Source organism: Scandinavium sp. UTDF21-P1B (assembly GCF_040750395.1).
Classification (GTDB): Bacteria; Pseudomonadota; Gammaproteobacteria; order Enterobacterales; family Enterobacteriaceae; genus Scandinavium.
On the sequence record NZ_JBFLVD010000007.1, the window covers coordinates 19,590 to 38,051 of the forward strand.

Here is an 18,462-nt window from a genome sequence, read left to right on the forward strand (position 1 = left end):
TGGCATCAGGCCAGTCGCGGTACTTAGCGTCAGGCGTACTGGCTGACGCGAAACAGACGACGGCAGTAATCGAGGAAATAGCCGTATACGGCTCCCATCATCATCGACACCAAAAAGTTCGAACTCACCGCCGCGGCAATCTGATGCCAGTTCGCCCCGATAGCAAGCAGGATCACGACATAGACCGGTGACTGAAAGGTGACATAGGCCAGCACATCGGCAAGGCTCTTCATCCACTTTTCCGGGCTGATACGACGGGCGAGACGCATAACCCAGTCACGGTAAAAACCGTATGGCCATGCAATCAGGACGTTGACCGGAATGGCGACCAGACGCGAAGAAAGTGACTGCTCAAAGCTCATACCGGAGAGAAATATTTCAATCAGCATGTTCACGACGGAACAGTAGACCACCATGGCGAAAGTGTCTGCTGCCGCATGACGCAGGCGAGACTGCGCAGAGAACATCGGTATGCTCCTTGATAGAAGGAAAAACAGGGAATCGGGCTTGTCAACAGTGCTTTGGGTTGGCTCTGATTTCTGGCATAGAGTATCTGTCTGCATTGCAAGTAACAACTAGATAAAGATTTTTATTTATCGCCTTTTTTTCAATAAAATCCTCTGTTGCGATAACTTTTCTCTTTGCGACGCTATTTTTGTTGTCATTGTTTAATTTATTTATATTTATCAGTTAGTTGTGAGTTTTTATGAAAGTGACTGGCTGTGCTCAGAATGGTTTACTGGAGCGGATCTGTCATGGATGGTGGTTTTAGTGTAAGAATCTTATTCTTGTTGTTTTTAAGGTTTTTTATGCTTCTTTGTTGTTTGATTTTACATTCTGTTTTTGTGACTATTTATGCGGTGTGGCGCGTGGCGATAGGCGGGCTAACCGCCTGACAAAGAAGAAAGAGTTTGCCTTCGATGCGGGATTAAAGAAATTTCTGCCCGGGATCATTTATTCAAATTAAGAATAGTCTGTGAGCCGATATTAAAAAAACGAACAAAAATGTTGTAGGGGATATATTTAATTAAAAATGTAATTAGAGGGTGTTAGCCTGCTGTCGGTGGAAAAATAGCGTTCATTATAATATAATCATTTCGCTAGTATCATTTTTTAGCCAGCGGAAAGGAATTTAAAAACTATATGTCTGTTATGTTACATAAACTCAATAATATTCGTACACTGCGCGCCATGGCGCGAGAATTCTCCATTGACGTTCTTGAAGAGATGCTGGAAAAATTCAGGATCGTGACTGAAGAAAAACGCAGTGAAGAAGAAACTTTACGTGAAAGTCTGGCTGAGAAGCAGGAGAAAATCAACAGCTTGCTGGAGCTTATGAAAGCGGAAGGGATTTCTCCTGACGAGCTACTGGGGGATGCCGCGGCACCAGCGGCTGCAGGTAAAAAACGTGCGGCTCGCCCGGCAAAATACCGTTTCACCGATCTTAACGGTGAGCAGAAATCCTGGACGGGTCAGGGCAGAATGCCAAAACCGATCGCTCAGGCTATTGCCAATGGCAAATCTCTCGACGATTTTCTGATTTAACGTACGCGACGGTGAGGTTTCCCTCACCGTTTTTTCAGCACACGCCAAAATCCCCGTCTTCCTGATAGGGTGCAACATCTACCGCTTTCAGAGTATATTTTTGCCCCTGTTCATCATTCGCCGCCACGGCAACAATCTGATCGCCATGAACGTCGATTACTTTCATTTTTGGGCCGCCCATTTTGGGCTGCACCAGATCGCCAACGGAATACATTGTGCTCTCCTTTTTTTAGGGGGGTGACGTTATACCTTAGCGCATATCAGGGCCAAAGGTAAAAGAGGGTAAACGCGATGGGCGAAAATGGCGATGCGGGCGACAATGGCTACGCTTAAAGTCATTGTTTTTGGTATTTAATTGCATGGAGTTTGTATGGGTTTCTGGCGTATCGTTTTTACTATTCTGATCCCACCGCTTGGCGTATTGCTCGGCAAAGGTTTTGGCTGGGCGTTTATCATTAATATTGTGCTGACGCTGCTCGGCTATATTCCGGGTTTGATCCACGCATTTTGGGTGCAGACTCGCGACTAAGAACAGAAAAGGGATCGCTTATGCGATCCCTTTTTCACTGACCTTCGACCTTAATACCCGACCTTAAATACCTGCCCGCTTTGAATGCCTTCCACGCTGCGACGATAGGCCATTGCCGCACGCGATGCCGGAACGCTTTCGAATCCGGGGAAAAAGGCGCCGTAGTCGGCTTCAGATTCGGTCAGCATTGTCGGGCTGACCAGGTTGATGCGCAGCCCTCGCGGTAGCTCACAGGCGGCCGCTTTTACAAAACCGGCGAGCGCGGCGTTAACGGCGGTGGCGTTCACCCCCTGCGCAATAGGTTCATCGGCAATAATGCCGCTGGTTAAGGTGATGGAACCGCCGTCATTGAGCACGTGCTGCCCTTTGAGCGCCAGGCGTACCTGGCCGAGCAGCTTGTCCTGCAGGCCCACGGAAAAGTTTTCTGCGGTCATCTTGCTCAGCGGGCCAAAGAACACGTTGCCCATCGTCGCGATAATGGCATCGACTTTTCCGGTGCGGGCGAACAGCGCGTCTACGCTGGCTTCGTCGGTTAAATCGACCTGAAGATCGCCATGATGGCGGCCCACGCGAATCAGCTCGTGCTCGCCCTGTTTTTCCAGTTCGGCTGCTACCGCGCGGCCAAGGGTTCCGCTGGCACCCACAATCACAATTTTCATTATCAGCTCCTCATTTTTGTTCCCGGGGTTATTCTTTCCTGAATCATCTGTGCGATAAACTGTCTGTCAGTTCATTCATTCTTAACCCATGGTTAGTAATATGGATAAGCTTCGCAGTATGGAAATTTTCGTGGCGGTCGCCGACTGCGGGAATTTTACCGGCGCGGCGGCACGGCTGGAGATTTCCGCAGTGATGGTCGGGAAATATATCAGCCACCTCGAATCGACGCTGAACGTGCGCCTGCTCGACAGAACCACCCGCCGCCAGAGCCTGACGGAGGCTGGACGCGTTTACGTGGAGGAGTGTCGACGGGTGCTGGAGCAGGTCGCTGCCGCTGAAGCCTCCGTCGAACGTCTTCGGGCGGCGCCTTCGGGTACGCTGCGCATCAGCGCGCCCACCTCCTTTGGTGCCTGCGTGGTGGCTCCGGCGGTGGCTACTTTTTTACAGCGCTACCCGGATGTGCGGGTGGAGCTCGACCTCAGCAATCGGGTGGTTAATCTGCTGGAAGAAGGATTTGATTTAGCCGTGCGCATTGGCGATCTGCGCGACAGCGACCTGGTGGCAAAACCGCTGTGCCAGTACAGGATGGCGATATGCGCTTCGCCGGACTACCTTGCCCGCTATGGCGTGCCGAAAGCGCCTGCGGATTTATCCGCGCATCGTTGCCTGTCCCACATGATCTGGACCGCCAGAACTGAGTGGCACCTCACGGGTTACGAGGCGGAAACCCCATGGCGACGCGATCCGGTGCTGGCGTGTAACGACGGACTGGGACTGAAAATGGCAGCGATCGCCGGGGCGGGCCTGCTGCTGCAGCCGGAAATCTTGCTCAATGAGGACATTCGTGATGGCCGTCTGGTGCGCGTGCTGGACGACTGGTTACCCGCCCCGAGGCCCGTGACGTTGCTGTATCGTCAGGATTTACACCCGCTGCCAAAACTGAGCGGATTCATTGCTCATCTTCGGGAGGAAGTGGCCGCGCAGCGTCATTTACGCTAAATGGCGATGGCGGGAGAATTAACTGCCAGCGAAGAAGGCGCTCTCCACTGGCAAAAGATTACGCACGAATGTCGGCGTATTCCGGCGTGGTGTCGAACTCATGTTTGGCGAACGGGCAAAGCGGAATGATTTTGCGGTTTTCACGGCGCATACGTTCCACCACTTTTGCGACCAGCTGCTTGCCAATGCCCTGGCCCTTCAGACTTTCATCTACATCGGTGTGCTCGATGATTGTCAGATGCTCGCCAGTGGGCACGAACACGACTTCGGCGACCCGATTACCGTTGGCGTCGTTAACGTAAAAACTGGTGTTGCTTTCCAGAATGTCCATGGTTCCCTCAGCTTATTTCAGACGGTATTTCAGCGCCCCGCTCGGGCAGGTATCGATTACGCGCTGTACGGTTTGGGTATCGACGTTGTCCGGCATGATCCACGGTTTACGCTTCAGGTTAAACAGCGCGCTGCTGCCCCGCACGCAGTTACCGGAGTGCTGGCAAAGGCCGGTATTAAAATAGACGTCAATTTTCTCACCGGTATACAAACGGTAGCCCGCATCAATTAATTCTTTATCCACGACAATGCCTCTGTTTTTTATTCGTCACTTCAGCGGTAAGCATAGACCTGTTGTAGTGGTGATGCGGAAAGGATGCAGATCAAGGCGTGCATCAGGATACCGAACGGGTTGAGATAGCGCTGAATAAGTTTTATGCGGTAAAGTGAGCAACCTTTGACGGCAGGCGGGTAAGGAAGCAGCCATGGCAGCACGCATCGATTACCAGATTGAAAAATACCAGTTCACCGAAATCAATGAAGCGCCACGGCTTGCTCAGCAGTGGGCGGAAGTGCTGGACGAGTGTCGCCAGGAAAAGGCCGGCAGCGAAGCACGCCTGCGTCTGGCGCTTCTGAACGTGGACTACGTGACCAGCTTCGAGCTGCCTTTTCGTTTGCAGCTCATCCGTGCACCGCAGCTGATCGACCGCCTGCGCGCTGAACTGCTGCTCAGCCGCAAAGCCGTGACCATCAGCGATAACCGCTATGGCTGCGTTTACAGCCTGAAAACCGATCTCAGCCAGATCCCTGACGCCTTCCGCTATCGCTTTTCAAACCGCATTCGCCGCGTGACCTCAGGCGAGACGACGAATACGCCGTATCAGGAGATAGCCCGGCAGGTGAAGCCCCCGCGCGAGCGCCTGAAGCTGGCGCTGGAGAACGGGCTGCAGGTGACCGCGCTCGACGGCCTGTTCTGGTTCGGCATGCAGCGCATCGCGGCGGACGTCTCCACCTTGAGAAAATCCGGCATGAGGATTGCCACCGCCGAAGTGGACGCGTTCGATTCGCTCACAGGAACGACGCGCAGGGTGCCGGTTTATCGGCGCGTCAGCGAATAATTGTCGGACCTCTATATTTGCCGGAAAGGAATATCCGCCCATGAAAGTTAATTATCTCTGTTATGGTTTGCTGCTGTTGGCGCTCCTGCTAAGCCTGAACGTGGCGCATTCTGCGGTGGCCTGGTTTCTGTTAGCCAGCGTCGTCACGCTGGTCATTTACGGGGCCGATAAATACGCGGCGCGTAAAAGCTGGCAGCGCGTACCGGAAAAAACGCTGCTGCTGTTTGGCCTGGCGGGCGGCTGGCCCGGTGCGCTGCTCGGCCAGCAAATGTTTCGCCACAAAACGCAGAAACAGCCATTTAAAACCTGGTTTATGCTGAGCGTGGTCGTCAACGTGCTGGCTGTGGCAGGGTTTGGCTACTGGAGAACAACGCAGGGAATTTAGCGAGGGTGGCGAAACTGCTTATGTTACGCATCTCTTACTGGACAGTTGCAGTGTGATCTTTATCATAACAATACGCATACAACATGAGAGAAGGTGCTATGCAGCATATCATCGAAGGTTTTCTTAACTTCCAGAAAGAGGTTTTCCCGCAGCGTAAAGAGCTGTTCCGCAGCCTCGCTTCCAGCCAGAACCCAAAAGCGCTGTTTATTTCCTGTTCCGACAGCCGTCTTGTGCCGGAGCTGGTCACGCAGCAGGAGCCAGGCCAGCTGTTCGTGATTCGTAACGCAGGGAATATCGTTCCTTCTTTCGGCCCGGAGCCGGGCGGCGTTTCCGCCACCATCGAATATGCCGTAGTCGCACTGGGTGTAACGGATATCGTCATTTGCGGACACTCGAACTGCGGCGCGATGAAAGCGATTGCGACCTGCCAGTGTCTGGATCCTATGCCTGCCGTGGCGCACTGGCTGCACTATGCAGATGCCGCCAGAGCGGTAGTCGAGAAGAAAACCTGGGATAACGAAACCGATAAAGTTAACGCGATGGTGGAAGAGAACGTCATCGCTCAGTTGAACAATATCAAGACGCATCCGTCAGTGGCTGTGGGCCTGCGCGACAACGCCCTGCGTCTTCACGGCTGGGTGTACGACATTGAAAGCGGCGTGATCCGCACCCTGGATAAAAACAGCAAGACCTTCGTCTCGCTGGCGGACAATCCGGACGTTTGCTTCGAATAAACCCGCTTTAGTTTTAGTGCGCCTTTGCCCCTGATGGGCAGGGGCGTAGCGTAGGCCGATTCTGAATCGCTGTTTTCCGTAATAATCTTCTGATGGCTTTTCTGTATTTATGAGCATTATGATTTTGCTGTGATTTATTTATAACGGTTTTGGATGGAATACTCTTATTGCAACCGGCCTGATTTCGCGAACATGCTGATATAAGGAGTGATAAAACTGCTCAAAGTCATGGTATTGAAGTCGCGTTCCACCCTGTTTAAATCGATAAATAATTAATGGCTTATATAACTTGTTTATTTAACAATGTGTCTTGTTGATTTTATAAGTTACATTTTATTACATATATCTCCTTCCGGTATTAATTCTCAGCCTGTAAAACTCAAATTGCCTTTATGGAAAATACAATAAAGTACAATGGTGAGCTTCTTTATGGGAAAGTTTTATATTTCTTGGTTTATTTACTTCTGTTTGTTGTCGGATTTGGATTATTAAAGTTCGCTAACGTTATGGATGTGGATAATGGACCCAAAAGCGAACTGTTAGCGAAGTTCTTGGCTATGATAACCGCACTTATTGCCGTAACCCGGTGTGGCCTTAACATCTACCTTCGACTTTTCGGGCGAAAATTTAAATAGGGATGGGCGGTAATACCCTGAGCCGCCATGATCAGGATATAAAAAACAATAATGAGCATCTTCAGAAAAGAAGCCATTGAGCACAGTAATGATGTGGCGCATGGCGACATTATTATCCCGTCATCTTCTGTCATGTGCGGTAGCGCCATTGCCACTTTTATTTTGGCATTAGGTATTGGGTTCTTTATTTACTCTGCCAGCTATACCCGCAAAGCGCATCTCTCCGGCATTGTTATGCCTTCCTCCGGGCTGGTAAAAATAACGCCGCAATATAATGGCTACGTGACAAAATTAACGGCGTCAGAAGGGCAACGCGTCGTGGCTGGTGAGCCTCTTTACCATATCAGCGGCGAACACTATAACGGGCAGGGCACTGGCACGCTGGCGGCCATGAGCCTGTCCCTGAAAATGCAGTATGCCATGCTGGCTTCTCAGCAGGTGCTGGAGTCGCGTGATAACCGCCAACAGCAGGAAGCAATACAGCAGCGAATAGCTGCTTTGCTGCCGCAGATGAAAAGTGCAGAGCAGCGGCTGCTGCTTGCTGAGCATCAGGTCGCGCTGGCTACGTCCGTCATGGGGCGTTATCAAAAGCTGGCGGGCACGCATTACGTCTCTAAGGTGGAGTATCAGCAGAAACAAATCGAGGTTTCCGCCGCCCGGCAAAATGCTGAAGATCGGCGTCAGGGGCTTTTGCAGCTGCATACCGCCATGAAAACCGCTGAAGACGATCTTCAGCACCTTATTCTGCAGGGGGAAAGCCGCAGGGCAGAGCTGGACAGGCAGTTGCAGGCCATCGGGCAACAGCAGGCAGAGCTGGCAGGACAGGAAAAGTTTACGCTGACCGCGCCCGTTTCCGGCACCGTTGCGGCGGTACTGGTCAGGCAAGGTCAGCCCGTCAGAACGTCAGTACCTGTGATGACGCTGATGCCCGATAACGCACGTCTGCAAATCGAACTCTATGCGACCAGCAAACATGCAGGCTTCATTCGGCCTGGGCAAAGAGTGGCACTCCGGTTCGCTGCATTCCCGTACCAGAAGTTTGGCGTTCAGTACGGCGCTATCCGTGAAATCAGCCGCACAACGCTGGCGCCTGCGGATTTACTCACTTTATCTCCCGTGACATGGAAAGAGGATGAGGGTCACTATCGCGTCATCGTTGAACCCGAAAGCACGTTTATCCTGGCCTATGGAAAGAATGAGCCCCTGCGCCCTGGCATGACGCTGGAGGGAGACGTCAGCCTGGATACCCGCCATCTTTGGGAGTGGCTGACGGAGCCCATCTGGAGCCTGAAAGGAAAACTGTAATGGAAGCACTAAAATGGGCAGGGCGAAAACAGCTTCCCGTCATCCGGCAAACGGAGTCAGCAGAATGCGGTCTGGCATGCCTGGCGATGATGGCCTGCTGGCATGGCTTACAGACGGATTTACCCACGCTACGCGAGCGCTTCAGCATCAGTACGCAGGGGATGACGCTGCGCAGGCTGATTGAATGTGCGGCCGTTATCCGGCTCTCCGCACGGGCAGTCAGCCTGGAGCTTGAAGAGCTGAAATCACTCTCTCTGCCGTGCATTCTCCACTGGAATATGAATCATTTTGTGGTGCTGCATAAGATTCGCGGGAACAGGCTGGAGATCCACGATCCCGACAAGGGAAGGGTGACCATTTCCTTGCAGGACGCAGGGAAGCACTTCACCGGCGTGGCGCTGGAGCTGACGCCAGCCAGTGATTTCACGGTCAGGGATGAGAGGCAGAGAATTCACCTGCGGCAGCTGACCGGCAAGACCCCTGGCCTGCTGCCCGCCCTGCTTCGCATCATTATCTTTGCGCTTGTGCTGGAGCTTCTTGCGCTCGGCGGACCCCTTCTCAACCAGCTGGTGATTGATGAGGTGCTGGTGGCCGCCGATCGAAGTCTGCTGGTCGTTATTATTATTGCCCTGCTGCTGTTATCCCTGACTCAGATGCTGCTGTCGCTGGCCCGGCAGTGGGCCACGATTACGCTGTCTGTGAATTTCAACATGCAGTGGACGGCCCGGGTTTTCCATCATCTGGTTCGCCTTCCTCTCACCTGGTTTGATGCCCGCAGCAAAGGAAGCGTGAATGCCCGTTTTGACGCAGTGGATAACATCCAGCAGGCGCTGACTACGCAGGTTCTGGAAGGGGTTCTGGACGTATTGCTTGTTGTCACCGCACTTTGCATGATGCTGCTCTATAGCACGGAGTTGACGTTGATAGCGGTATTGGCCGCCGTTATCTATGGCCTGCTAAGAGCGTTGTGGTACCCGGCTCTGCGACGCTCTGCGGAGGATGTCTGGGATGCCGATGCGCGCGAGTCCGGGCATTTTCTGGAAACGCTCAACGGTATCATGAGCCTGAGAATTAACGGCGTGACGGCGCACCGCGAGGCAGCCTGGTTGAATCTCAACGTCATCCGCAGAAATACGCAGCTTCGCCAGAGCCGCTTGCTGATGTGCTATGACATTGCGCATACCCTGACCAGCAGCGTGGTATCGGCGGTTATTTTGTGGAAAGGCGCAGGCGAAGTGCTGAACGGCACCTTTACCGTCGGCATGCTGGTTGCCTATCTCTCCTATCAGGGGCGCTTTTCATCCAGCATCAGCACGCTGACGGACAACTTTTTCTCCTGGCGTATGCTTGATGTTTATAACGAACGCCTGGCCGATATCGTTCTGACGCCAGCCGAGGGTCATCAGCCGCCTTCGACGGAGGATAACAGCTCCTCTGTGGTTCCTTCCGTCTACAGGAACGTTGGGGTTGAAGATGTGCATTCTTCACTCTCACTTGAGCACATTGTTTTCTGCCACAAGGGCGGGAATAAACCGATAATCAAAGGATTGTCGCTGACGCTTCATGCCAGTGAGGTCGTGGCCATTACGGGTAAATCTGGCTGTGGCAAATCGACGCTGGTGAAGCTCATTCTTGGCATTCACACCCCTGATGAGGGAACGATTCGGACTTTGGGTATACCGCATACGCATCCGGATTATTTTCAGGTTCGCCAGCGAATCGGGACCGTGTTGCAGGATGATTATCTGTTCCGCGGCTCTGTTGCCGATAACATTATTTTCTTCAGCGACGATCGCAACCATGAATGGATGATCCAGTGCGCCAGGCTGGCGCTTATCGACGGCGATATTAGGGCGATGTCGATGGGATACCAGACATTAATTGGTGAAACCGGCGGAGGGCTTTCCGGAGGGCAAAAGCAGCGTATTCTGCTGGCCAGGGCGCTGTATAAGAAACCGGGGTTACTGCTGCTGGATGAAGCGACCAGCCATCTCGATGTAGAAAGTGAGATCCAGATAAGCCAGACGCTACGCCAGCTGGGGCTTCCCGTTCTGCTGATTGCCCATCGCCCGGAAACTATCGCTTCTGCGGATCGGGTTGTGTATCTGGAGGAGGGGAGTTTTAGGGAGCTGAAGCGGCAGGACATTATTGATGAAGTGTTTTTATAGTTTTTTCCCATTTTGATGAGAAAAAGGAAGGTGAGACAGGGCGGAAGGTTGGGCTGACTTGCCACGACAGACGAGTCAGCCCAACGTTAACGACATTCAGGATGAGCATAAATCTTTAAGTATGTCGGGTCTGTCAGGCTTGATTTTTGCGTCCTGCCATTAATAACAGCGCCATAATCACCGACAGCGCAACGGCCCCGGCACTCGCCAGATAGACTGTGTTAATGCCCCATTTTCCCGCCAGTGCACCCGCCAGAGGCGCGGTGATCCCTAATGAGATATCGAGGAAAGCTACATATGCACCCATCGCCAGGCTGCTGGTCTGTGGCGGAGCGCGGCGTACCGCTTCCACACCGAAGCCTGGAAACGCCAGCGAATAGCCAAAGCCGGTCAGTGCCGCGCCGAGATACGCAAGCATTGCGGTGTCGGCCCGCCAGATAAGCAGTTGCCCCAGGGCTTCAATTACCACGCACACCAGCGCTACTTTTGCGCCGCCCAGTTTATCCGGCAGATGGCCGAAGAAGAGGCGCGCCACGATAAACGCGAGGCCAAAGGCGGTAAATGCCAGCGAGGCGTTACCCCAGTGATGGGCTGTAAACAGCAGGGCAATAAACGCTTCGATAACGCCAAATCCCACGCTGCACAGTGCCAGTCCAAGACCCGGTTTCCAGACTGCACTCAGCACGCTGTAAAACGGCGTTTTTGTCGTTGAGGTCGGCACCACGGCGCGCACGCGGGCAATAATCAGCAGCGCGAGAAACGGCACCAGCAGCGCGGCCAGGGAAAGCCCGAAGAAACCACCCCAGGCGTTAAAGGCAATACCGAGCGGTGCACCCAGCGCGTAGGCACCGTACATTGCAATGCCGTTCCAGGACATCACCTTCCCGGCGTTACGCGCGCCGACCAGGCCGATCCCCCATCCCATAGCACCCGTCACCAGCAGACTTTCGCCGAGTGCCAGCACAATGCGCCCCGCCAACAGCACTCCGACCGACACTGCCGGGGTGTGCAGAAACAGCAGTGAGAGCAGATAAAGGATCCCGGAAGCGGCGATCACTAACAGGCCTATCACCGTTGCTCGTTTCGCTCCGTGGATATCCGCGAAGTTCCCGGCCCATGAGCGGGACAGCAGCGCCGCCACAAACTGGGAGCCAATAACCACGCCGACCATCAGCGTGCTTGCGCCGAGGGTGTCATGCAGATATACCGGCAATACCGGAAGCTGCATTCCCATAATGAGAAAGCCGATAAAGATGGCGAGAACGCCCGGTAGTAACGTCAGAAAGACATTCTTACCCTGTGAAATTTGATTTTGTTGTTCAATCATAACGCTTTTTTTAATCTGTAAGTTGTTCTCAAAAAAGGCAGAGCGCCATTGATGAGTCGTCAGGAAATAAATCGGGAAGGATCAGCCGATGCGATACGTTAATTCCACATCGTCCGCAAACGGCACGGAGAAATAACCGTTCTGCGGATTACGCACATACTCCAGATATTCCGGGCTGTAGTCAGCATTATCGGCAATAATCAGCGCACCAGGGCGCAGTCGCGGCTCAAGCAGCGCCAGAATTTCCGTATAAAGCGCTTTTGCACCGTCCAGCAGCACCATATCAATAGAGGAGGGAAGATCCTTCGCCAGCGTCTGCAGCGCATCGCCTTCGCGCACATCGACCCGCGCTGCCAGCTCGGCGGCATGAATATGTTCGCGCGCTTTTGCAACTTTGCCCGGCTCAAATTCGCTGGTGATCAGCAAACCGCCGCCGTTATCTTCAAGCGCCGCCGCCAGGTGCAGTGCGGAAATACCGAATGACGTGCCAAACTCAATAATATGCTCAGCGCGAATACTACGTGCCAGCATATAAAGCAGCGTGCCGGTTTCACGCGTCACAGGGAGCCAAAGATCTTTCAGATGACCGTACAGTTCGCGATATTCCGTCTTGCTGGTCATCATGCGCTCCCGGTCGCTGCGTGGGATCATCGCCAGAGAAGAACTCGCTGCGCTGTTGGCTTGCTCAAAAAGTGAATCTAATAACGCTGCCAGCGGTGCGGTCGTAAGGGTGGTCGACATAGTAAATCCTTAAAAGTTGAACAGGTGACAAGAGAAGCCTAAAATGCGACTGATTCGTCAATTTTTTAAAGAATACGACGAAATAGTCGCATAAACTATTCGCATTCAGATACGAGAGGGACGACCGATGCCACCCAGAATTAAGCCTCTGATTTCATCAAGAAAACAGCCAAAACAGGCACGTTCAACGGAGCTGGTTTCCGCCATTGTGCAGGCGGCTATTCAGGTTCTTGAAAAAGAGGGGGCCGCCCGCTTCACCACCGCCAGGGTAGCGGAGAAGGCTGGCGTCAGCGTCGGGTCGGTGTACCAGTATTTTCCTAACAAAGCCGCCATTCTGTTCCGCTTACAAAGTGACGAATGGCAGCAAACCCTTGGAACGCTGGAGGCTATTCTGGGAAACCAGCAGGTCCCACCGATGGAGAGATTGCGTACGCTGGTGCAGGTGTTTATTAAATCCGAATGTGAGGAGGCGAAGCTGCGCCAGGCGCTCAACGACGCCGCTCCGCTCTACCGGGATGCGCCGGAGGCCAAAGAGAGCAGCGCGGTAGGCGACGTTATCTACGAGCGGTTTATTGCCGAAGTGTTGCCTGAGGCGAGCACGGAACAGCGCCGCGTAGCTTTTGAGCTACTTACCACCACATTAGGTTCTGTGGGCAGCAGTTACTCCATTCATCCACACAATGATGATGATATTCATCTGTTTTCTGATGCGCTGGCGGATATGCTGATTGCCTGGCTGAAGGCTGTGCAGGCGGAGGCGTCACACTCATCTGACAACGGCATCAGGTGATATTCAGTGGCCTGTCGGTTCTGCGGGGCTGCTGGGTTAAAAAGCAACAGCTACTGATCCGGCCGATCGTCGAGCACAAATTATGAGGTGCCTAACAAGGCACCTAAAAGGTTCGGATTCATGTAAGCATTGTGGGAAATATTAAATACGATGACGACTGGAGCAGGCCTGTTGGCTACAACCGCCAACCGCAGCAGGGGCAATAGATACTGTGTGCTTTTCAGTTGATAAAGATGAAGTGCCGGTTAGTCGATTCGGGAAATTGAACACATACAGACCCGGGGCATAGTGCCCCGGTTAAAAATGGTCATGTATTCTGATTAAGCTTCTGTCTCGGTAAACGGCTATCAGGATCACCAACGTATCGCGTCGGCCAGATCACCGACGGATGTAGGCCAAGCGCATTAGCAATCATCCATTCTCCTTTCGGCCACGGACGTAGTAGTACGTTCGCCAGTGTGGAAGATGCCAGTCCCGCTTCCCGTGAAAGTTTCGCCATATTTGTCCCACGCTTATGCAGTGCGGCGATGATATCGGCTTTGTGCCAGTCTTCATGTTCAAACATTATTGCTCCCTTATTAACAGTGATTAGTCATGTAATTCTTTAATTTTGTTCTTTATTTGGTCTTGTTTAAAGTATTGCTTGAATATGTAAAGGAAATCATGAAGAGAGGAGTCGGCTACTGGAGGATAATTCTTGCATCTCAACAGGACCTGGATGCAACTGTGATCGGTAAAAGACTTAAAATTGCGAGAGTTAGTGCAGATTTAAAACAAGCAGAACTAGGCGTTCGCGCGGGTCTTGATGAAGAATCTGCAAGCGCTCGTATCAGTTCGTATGAGAAGGAAGTTCATTCCCCGGACTTCAAGCTGGTCTGCAAGATTGCTGCAGTGCTCGATGTACCAGAAGCGTACTTCTACGCAGTTGACGACGAACTGGCTGAGCTGATTTTGCAGTACCACCGTTATAAGAAGAGAAATCCAGGGAGTACTTTGATTATTAATCCTTAGCACAGAGCTCTGGTATTGAAAGATGCTTACCTATGCCTGATCTGAGTAAGGACATTACATTCTGATGTTCATCGGATTTCGGCCAGACAGGGTATCCCTGAGATAGCCGGGAAAAATAACCGCCTGAAGAGTGTCAGTTCTTGCTCCATGGTCAGGCACAGCAACCCTGCAAAAATCCGTGTCGTAATCCCCAAAAAAACCTAAAGTTTCGCAAAAATAGCCATGTATGCAAAACCCCAAATTTTTCGACCGCTGCCGCACTGGCGCGGCTTTGGGCCGTCGGTGAAAGCATTGCGCGCCAAATAGTAACGGTGTATAAAAAAGAAAATTGTATGTGTTTTCCCAATCTTATCATGCCATTACTTAGAATGAAGGGGCGCCGTGGAACGGTGCGGTAATTATTTACTTGAAGACGGTCGCAAGCTGGGCCGTGGGGGATTTGGCGAAGTGTTTCAGGTTGGTGTGCACAATTTGACGCATACCAACGTAACATCATATGCCCGCAAATATTTTGCGCCGTGCCCAGAGTATGACGACACAGCAATAAAAGAGTTAACTGACTTGAGACAGCGTTTTTTAGTTGAAATAAAAACGCAATGCATTCTCAATAGAATAAATTATGATTCTATTGCGCCAATAGTTCTTTTTAATACAAATGGCGACAAACCATATTTTGTAATGGAGTTGGCTGAGTGCAATTTATATGAATCTATTCGCAATGGTATGAGTGATGCTGAGAAGTAATCAGCCGTCATTCAGAACTTAAAGGGGATTGTTACCATACATGAAATAATTATATACATTGCGATCTAAAACCTGGGAATATACTTTATTATTCCAGTGGAAAATATAAAATAACTGATTTCGGTCTTGTAAAAGATAGAGGCACCTTACGAGCTGAGGTTAAAACAAAGTTTAATCCGAATCAGATGGGTACTGATGGTTACCGAGCTCCAGAGATACATGAAAGCGGTCTTTTCTCTTTTCAAACTGATATATTTGCTGTAGGGAAAATCATTGCTGACATATATTGTTCGGGGAGAAGCGATAAATTAAGAAGGTTGATAGCTAAATGTTGTGCTCATTGGCCTGAAGAACGATATCAAGATACACAGGAGTTATTGGAAGATTTTATAAAGGTGACGGGGGTTTAAACTATGAATAATATAATTGAAATGTCTTGTTTTAGCTCAAAACAACCCGAAAAAAATGAAAATGAAGATTTTTATTTACCTCCGTCATATGATAGTAACTTTAATATAGTTTTTGCTGTGGCTGATGGTGTTGGCTCTTCAGAACATTCAATTCTTGCATCGCATGCTGCTATTCTAGGTATCAAGCAAGTGCTCGGGCAAAGCTCTTTCTCTATTGAAGGGGCATTTCATGCAGCTAAAAAAGAAATTGATAATTTAAGTATTAGCACAGCTACAACGTTAACAATTATTCACATTAAAGATAATGAGGTGTTAATTGGACATTCTGGTGATTGTCGTGTCTATTTCAGTAAAAATAATAAATTAAATCAGCTAACAACAGATCAAACTAGATATCAAGAGCTTCTTGACTCAGGGGAGCATAAGTTACGTAATTTGAGGAATCATAAAGAAAGATTGTCTTCAATTTTAATTAATGCTCTATCGAATACAACTGATTTGAATTTTGAGCTAATATCTTTACCAATTGATGAGCTAAAGTTCAATGGTATTCTTCAAATTTATGCAATGTCTGATGGAGCTTATAAATATTGGGATGCCAGACCCAAATTTTCTGAAAAAACAATGAATTCTCCTTCTGCCTTTGCGAGTAGCTTGAGGAAAAGGATCGAGAAGAACATTGTTGACGATTATACTTTTATTGGCGTAAAAGTAAGCTGAAATTGTATGTGAATTATAAGCGAGCTAAATTTTAGCTCGCTTGAATTTATTTTTAAAATGTCTTCTATTCTTGAAATAGCATATCATTGAAATGGGTAAGTTTTTTTTACAATATTCGTCTCACCAATCCATTAAGGTGATTCTCTATTCTAAATAAATTGAACGATTGTAGGCACGCCTAACTTCGTTTTTGTCAGAATGAGCTAACGCAGCCTCAATTACATCAGGGTTAAATCCGGCTTCATTAATGGCTGTACTGGCAACAGAACGCAAACCATGTGCAACAAGCTTTCCACTATAACCAATTCTCTTCAGCGCAGCATTGGCTGTTTGGCTATTCATTGACTGTTTAGGGTCATTTCTACTGGGAAAACATGTTCACGATGGGCACTAATAGGTTTCATCACCTCTAGAATATCTAACGCTTGAGCGGATAAAGGAACAATGTGTTCCCGCTTAGCTTTCATCCGCTCGGCAGGAATAGTCCAGAGCTTTGCATCGAGATCGACTTCTGCCCACTGATCCCCGGAAGCCTCAGAAGGGCGCAAAAGGGTCAGAAGCCGCCACTCAATAAGACAGCAAGTCAGAACAGACAGATTCGACATCACCAAAGAGCGCATTAGTTTCGGCAATTCTTCTGGCCGTAGCGTCGGCATGTTTTGTTTATTAGGCTTTTCAAAGGCCGTCCCAACACCTGAAGCGGGGTTGACATCAATCAGACCAATGTTCACCGAATAAATCATTATCTCGTTTGTACAATGTACTGTAAGCACAGCCAATGGTCTGACTGTAATGCAGAAGCTTTGGCTGAACAGATCATTATTTTTCTTTTACATCATGGAGCCCCAATTTCATATTTGGGAATTTTGCTCGCTCTAAAATCCCAAAATTTATAAAAAACACCCTTTTAATACTGCTCGATTGTTAAGATACATTCTCACTTTGGGATGTCTACAGGCTTTTAATATGGATCTTATTTTAAACTCAGGAAGTAATTCGAATTATTTTTTAATTATGGCTAAACTCGAAGCCGATCGCTTACTGGATACGGCTAAAAGCGTGGCTGTAAGGCATTTGAAAGATTTTTTTATACGCGATAGGTTTGAGTCTGAAATCAGGTTTTTTATCAATGGGAACTTAAGGGCGATTGAAAACGCAAAGACGGATAACGAACGAAAAGAATTTCTTCGGAATATAAAGCAAGAGACTGAAAATCTTAAGGAACAGGATAGTCGGCTACGCCATGGAATGGCCAAAATTCATACTTCTATTACGGTTAAACATGAAAAAGGCGTCTGGAGCTATGTTGTAGATGGTATAAGCATTGTATCGGGCACGCTTCAGATAGTTGGTGGTGTAGCAGTTGTTTTTGCATCTGCTCCGGGAAATATAATAGGAATGGCGTTTGGTTCTATGCTTGTTCTGCATGGCGCTAATGCAATCCATGAGGGAATCGTTAACATTGTTGAAAGTAGGGATGATACCGTTGGTTTTATGAAAGAAGGCTACATTGCCGTAGCCGAGTTTGCTGGGTTTCAGACACGGGCTGGCGCAACGGCTTTCAGCGTGATGGATCTTACCTTGTCGGGTTATGGACTCGCCAGGCTAACTCTTAAATCCAGCGCCTGGCGTTTATTCCATTATATTCCCAGTGACTATGTCCGTGGCCTTAAACAGATGAGTAAAGCGGATTTAATTCTTGAAATGTATAATGACAGCATGGCATTAAAATCAATCAACGATAACCAGTAAATTTGTGTTTTTTTAAAAAACAGACAGATTTAAATGCTAGCCTGAATGGGGCTGCTATGTACAGAGCAAATGCGAATAGTAGCAATATAAAAGAGAACGCTATAATTGAGCTTTTGTCGCCAGTCATTAATGAGTAGCCCCATCTTATCGCAAGCAAAGAATAAAGGAGCACCATAATATAAAATCCACGTTTTAGTCCTTTTAACTGATAAAGGATTGTTCCCTTATCATCTTGTTGCTGATAGTCGCGGAACTTTTTTAGTTCTTTATCAGTGAAACCAAACTCCCGCATTTTAACTTCGATATCATCCATGACTGATCCCTGGCATAAGTATTTGAACTCAATTCTATTATGAACAAGCTTCAATACAAGTTTTTTTTCAGCGGTCGTTAAGTACCTTGCTATTTTGATTGAGGCAGGAGTGGTTGGTTTATTTTGTGGAAGGTCCTGATAAGCAGACACCCTTAATGTGCTTATCTCTTTAACTGGAAGGGTGGAAGGACAGACCATAGAAGGAGGTTGCTGCTATCCGTTGGCCGATACTGCCAAAGAAAAAGGGGCTGTTCTCTCATGTAACTAATTGTTTTATTTAATATGTTTGAATCGCCACGGATAATC

Annotated in this window: 23 protein-coding genes and 1 pseudogene; 14 read left to right on the forward strand and 10 right to left on the reverse strand. The window is 49.5% G+C overall.

Features of this window, described 5'->3' with window-relative positions; genetic code table 11:
* Nucleotides 1–29 precede the first annotated feature (29 nt).
* Nucleotides 30–467 carry an L-alanine exporter AlaE gene (gene alaE / locus AB1287_RS03845; protein ID WP_312627883.1) on the reverse strand — a complete coding sequence of 146 codons (438 nt, stop codon included), beginning with the start codon at nt 465–467 and terminating at the stop codon, nt 30–32.
* Nucleotides 468–1,143: 676 nt separating this feature from the next.
* On the opposite strand from alaE, the gene stpA reads away from it, so the two are divergent.
* Nucleotides 1,144–1,545, forward strand: coding sequence for a DNA-binding protein StpA (gene stpA / locus AB1287_RS03850; RefSeq protein ID WP_312627881.1), 402 nt, complete (start codon nt 1,144–1,146; stop codon nt 1,543–1,545).
* Nucleotides 1,546–1,579: 34 nt separating this feature from the next.
* On the opposite strand, the gene AB1287_RS03855 is transcribed toward stpA, so the two are convergent.
* A complete protein-coding gene (locus tag AB1287_RS03855; protein ID WP_312627879.1) occupies nt 1,580–1,759 on the reverse strand; it encodes a hypothetical protein in 180 nt (59 codons plus the stop codon).
* Nucleotides 1,760–1,915: 156 nt separating this feature from the next.
* Between AB1287_RS03855 and AB1287_RS03860 the strand changes: the two genes are divergently transcribed.
* Nucleotides 1,916–2,074: a YqaE/Pmp3 family membrane protein gene (locus AB1287_RS03860; RefSeq protein WP_312627877.1), complete on the forward strand. Its 159-nt coding sequence runs from the start codon at nt 1,916–1,918 to the stop codon at nt 2,072–2,074.
* A 50-nt stretch (nt 2,075–2,124) separates the two neighbouring features.
* On the opposite strand, the gene AB1287_RS03865 is transcribed toward AB1287_RS03860, so the two are convergent.
* The gene (locus AB1287_RS03865) at nt 2,125–2,733 is read right to left on the reverse strand and encodes a short chain dehydrogenase (protein ID WP_435616993.1); all 609 of its coding nucleotides are present in this window, start codon (nt 2,731–2,733) and stop codon (nt 2,125–2,127) included.
* Nucleotides 2,734–2,833: 100 nt separating this feature from the next.
* Between AB1287_RS03865 and AB1287_RS03870 the strand changes: the two genes are divergently transcribed.
* On the forward strand, nt 2,834–3,733 hold the full coding sequence (locus AB1287_RS03870; RefSeq protein WP_435616994.1) for a LysR substrate-binding domain-containing protein: 900 nt from the start codon (nt 2,834–2,836) through the stop codon (nt 3,731–3,733).
* A gap of 58 nt (nt 3,734–3,791) precedes the next feature.
* On the opposite strand, the gene AB1287_RS03875 is transcribed toward AB1287_RS03870, so the two are convergent.
* Nucleotides 3,792–4,064, reverse strand: coding sequence for a GNAT family N-acetyltransferase (locus tag AB1287_RS03875; RefSeq protein ID WP_435616995.1), 273 nt, complete (start codon nt 4,062–4,064; stop codon nt 3,792–3,794).
* Nucleotides 4,065–4,076: 12 nt separating this feature from the next.
* Nucleotides 4,077–4,307: a (4Fe-4S)-binding protein gene (locus AB1287_RS03880; RefSeq protein WP_312627870.1), complete on the reverse strand. Its 231-nt coding sequence runs from the start codon at nt 4,305–4,307 to the stop codon at nt 4,077–4,079.
* Between the two features lie 181 nt (nt 4,308–4,488).
* Here AB1287_RS03880 and AB1287_RS03885 point away from each other — a divergent pair, with 181 nt between their 5' ends.
* The 5 genes from AB1287_RS03885 to AB1287_RS03905 all read left to right on the forward strand — a co-directional run bounded on the left by AB1287_RS03885 (nt 4,489) and on the right by AB1287_RS03905 (nt 10,348).
* Nucleotides 4,489–5,121, forward strand: coding sequence for a DNA-binding protein (locus AB1287_RS03885; protein ID WP_312627869.1), 633 nt, complete (start codon nt 4,489–4,491; stop codon nt 5,119–5,121).
* A 40-nt stretch (nt 5,122–5,161) separates the two neighbouring features.
* Complete coding sequence (locus AB1287_RS03890) at nt 5,162–5,506, forward strand: DUF1294 domain-containing protein (protein ID WP_312627868.1); 345 nt, start codon at nt 5,162–5,164, stop codon at nt 5,504–5,506.
* 98 nt (nt 5,507–5,604) lie between these two features.
* Complete coding sequence (locus AB1287_RS03895) at nt 5,605–6,240, forward strand: carbonic anhydrase (protein WP_312627866.1); 636 nt, start codon at nt 5,605–5,607, stop codon at nt 6,238–6,240.
* 686 nt (nt 6,241–6,926) lie between these two features.
* Nucleotides 6,927–8,180 carry an HlyD family secretion protein gene (locus tag AB1287_RS03900; RefSeq protein ID WP_435616996.1) on the forward strand — a complete coding sequence of 418 codons (1,254 nt, stop codon included), beginning with the start codon at nt 6,927–6,929 and terminating at the stop codon, nt 8,178–8,180.
* Entirely contained in the window at nt 8,180–10,348 is a 2,169-nt protein-coding gene (locus tag AB1287_RS03905; protein ID WP_435616997.1) for a peptidase domain-containing ABC transporter, read from the forward strand. The genes AB1287_RS03900 and AB1287_RS03905 overlap by 1 nt, the downstream gene beginning before the upstream one ends.
* A 133-nt stretch (nt 10,349–10,481) precedes the next feature.
* Here AB1287_RS03905 and AB1287_RS03910 read toward each other — a convergent pair whose 3' ends face one another.
* Nucleotides 10,482–11,675 carry an arabinose transporter gene (locus AB1287_RS03910; protein WP_435616998.1) on the reverse strand — a complete coding sequence of 398 codons (1,194 nt, stop codon included), beginning with the start codon at nt 11,673–11,675 and terminating at the stop codon, nt 10,482–10,484.
* 81 nt (nt 11,676–11,756) lie between these two features.
* The gene (locus AB1287_RS03915) at nt 11,757–12,416 is read right to left on the reverse strand and encodes an O-methyltransferase (protein ID WP_435616999.1); all 660 of its coding nucleotides are present in this window, start codon (nt 12,414–12,416) and stop codon (nt 11,757–11,759) included.
* Between the two features lie 127 nt (nt 12,417–12,543).
* Between AB1287_RS03915 and AB1287_RS03920 the strand changes: the two genes are divergently transcribed.
* Nucleotides 12,544–13,206 carry a TetR family transcriptional regulator gene (locus tag AB1287_RS03920; protein ID WP_435617000.1) on the forward strand — a complete coding sequence of 221 codons (663 nt, stop codon included), beginning with the start codon at nt 12,544–12,546 and terminating at the stop codon, nt 13,204–13,206.
* A gap of 307 nt (nt 13,207–13,513) precedes the next feature.
* Here the strand turns inward: AB1287_RS03920 and AB1287_RS03925 are convergent, their stop codons facing one another.
* A complete protein-coding gene (locus AB1287_RS03925) occupies nt 13,514–13,771 on the reverse strand; it encodes a helix-turn-helix domain-containing protein (RefSeq protein WP_435617001.1) in 258 nt (85 codons plus the stop codon).
* Nucleotides 13,772–13,869: 98 nt separating this feature from the next.
* Between AB1287_RS03925 and AB1287_RS03930 the strand changes: the two genes are divergently transcribed.
* The 4 genes from AB1287_RS03930 to AB1287_RS03945 all read left to right on the forward strand — a co-directional run bounded on the left by AB1287_RS03930 (nt 13,870) and on the right by AB1287_RS03945 (nt 16,091).
* Nucleotides 13,870–14,217 (forward strand): helix-turn-helix domain-containing protein, encoded by a 348-nt coding sequence (locus tag AB1287_RS03930; protein WP_436799817.1) that lies wholly within the window; start codon nt 13,870–13,872, stop codon nt 14,215–14,217.
* A gap of 381 nt (nt 14,218–14,598) precedes the next feature.
* Nucleotides 14,599–14,961, forward strand: a complete 363-nt coding sequence (locus tag AB1287_RS03935) for a hypothetical protein (protein ID WP_435617002.1) — start codon at nt 14,599–14,601, stop codon at nt 14,959–14,961.
* An 80-nt stretch (nt 14,962–15,041) separates the two neighbouring features.
* Complete coding sequence (locus tag AB1287_RS03940; RefSeq protein WP_435617007.1) at nt 15,042–15,371, forward strand: protein kinase domain-containing protein; 330 nt, start codon at nt 15,042–15,044, stop codon at nt 15,369–15,371.
* Nucleotides 15,372–15,374: 3 nt separating this feature from the next.
* The gene (locus AB1287_RS03945; protein WP_435617003.1) at nt 15,375–16,091 is read left to right on the forward strand and encodes a PP2C family serine/threonine-protein phosphatase; all 717 of its coding nucleotides are present in this window, start codon (nt 15,375–15,377) and stop codon (nt 16,089–16,091) included.
* 144 nt (nt 16,092–16,235) lie between these two features.
* On the opposite strand, the pseudogene AB1287_RS03950 reads toward AB1287_RS03945, so the two are convergent.
* Nucleotides 16,236–16,849 (reverse strand): annotated as a pseudogene (locus tag AB1287_RS03950) (tyrosine-type recombinase/integrase); the annotation flags it as partial.
* A gap of 208 nt (nt 16,850–17,057) precedes the next feature.
* Here AB1287_RS03950 and AB1287_RS03955 point away from each other — a divergent pair.
* Nucleotides 17,058–17,843, forward strand: a complete 786-nt coding sequence (locus AB1287_RS03955) for a DUF4225 domain-containing protein (RefSeq protein WP_435617004.1) — start codon at nt 17,058–17,060, stop codon at nt 17,841–17,843.
* On the opposite strand, the gene AB1287_RS03960 is transcribed toward AB1287_RS03955, so the two are convergent.
* Nucleotides 17,827–18,156 carry a hypothetical protein gene (locus tag AB1287_RS03960; protein WP_435617005.1) on the reverse strand — a complete coding sequence of 110 codons (330 nt, stop codon included), beginning with the start codon at nt 18,154–18,156 and terminating at the stop codon, nt 17,827–17,829. The genes AB1287_RS03955 and AB1287_RS03960 overlap by 17 nt on opposite strands.
* Nucleotides 18,157–18,462 lie beyond the last annotated feature (306 nt).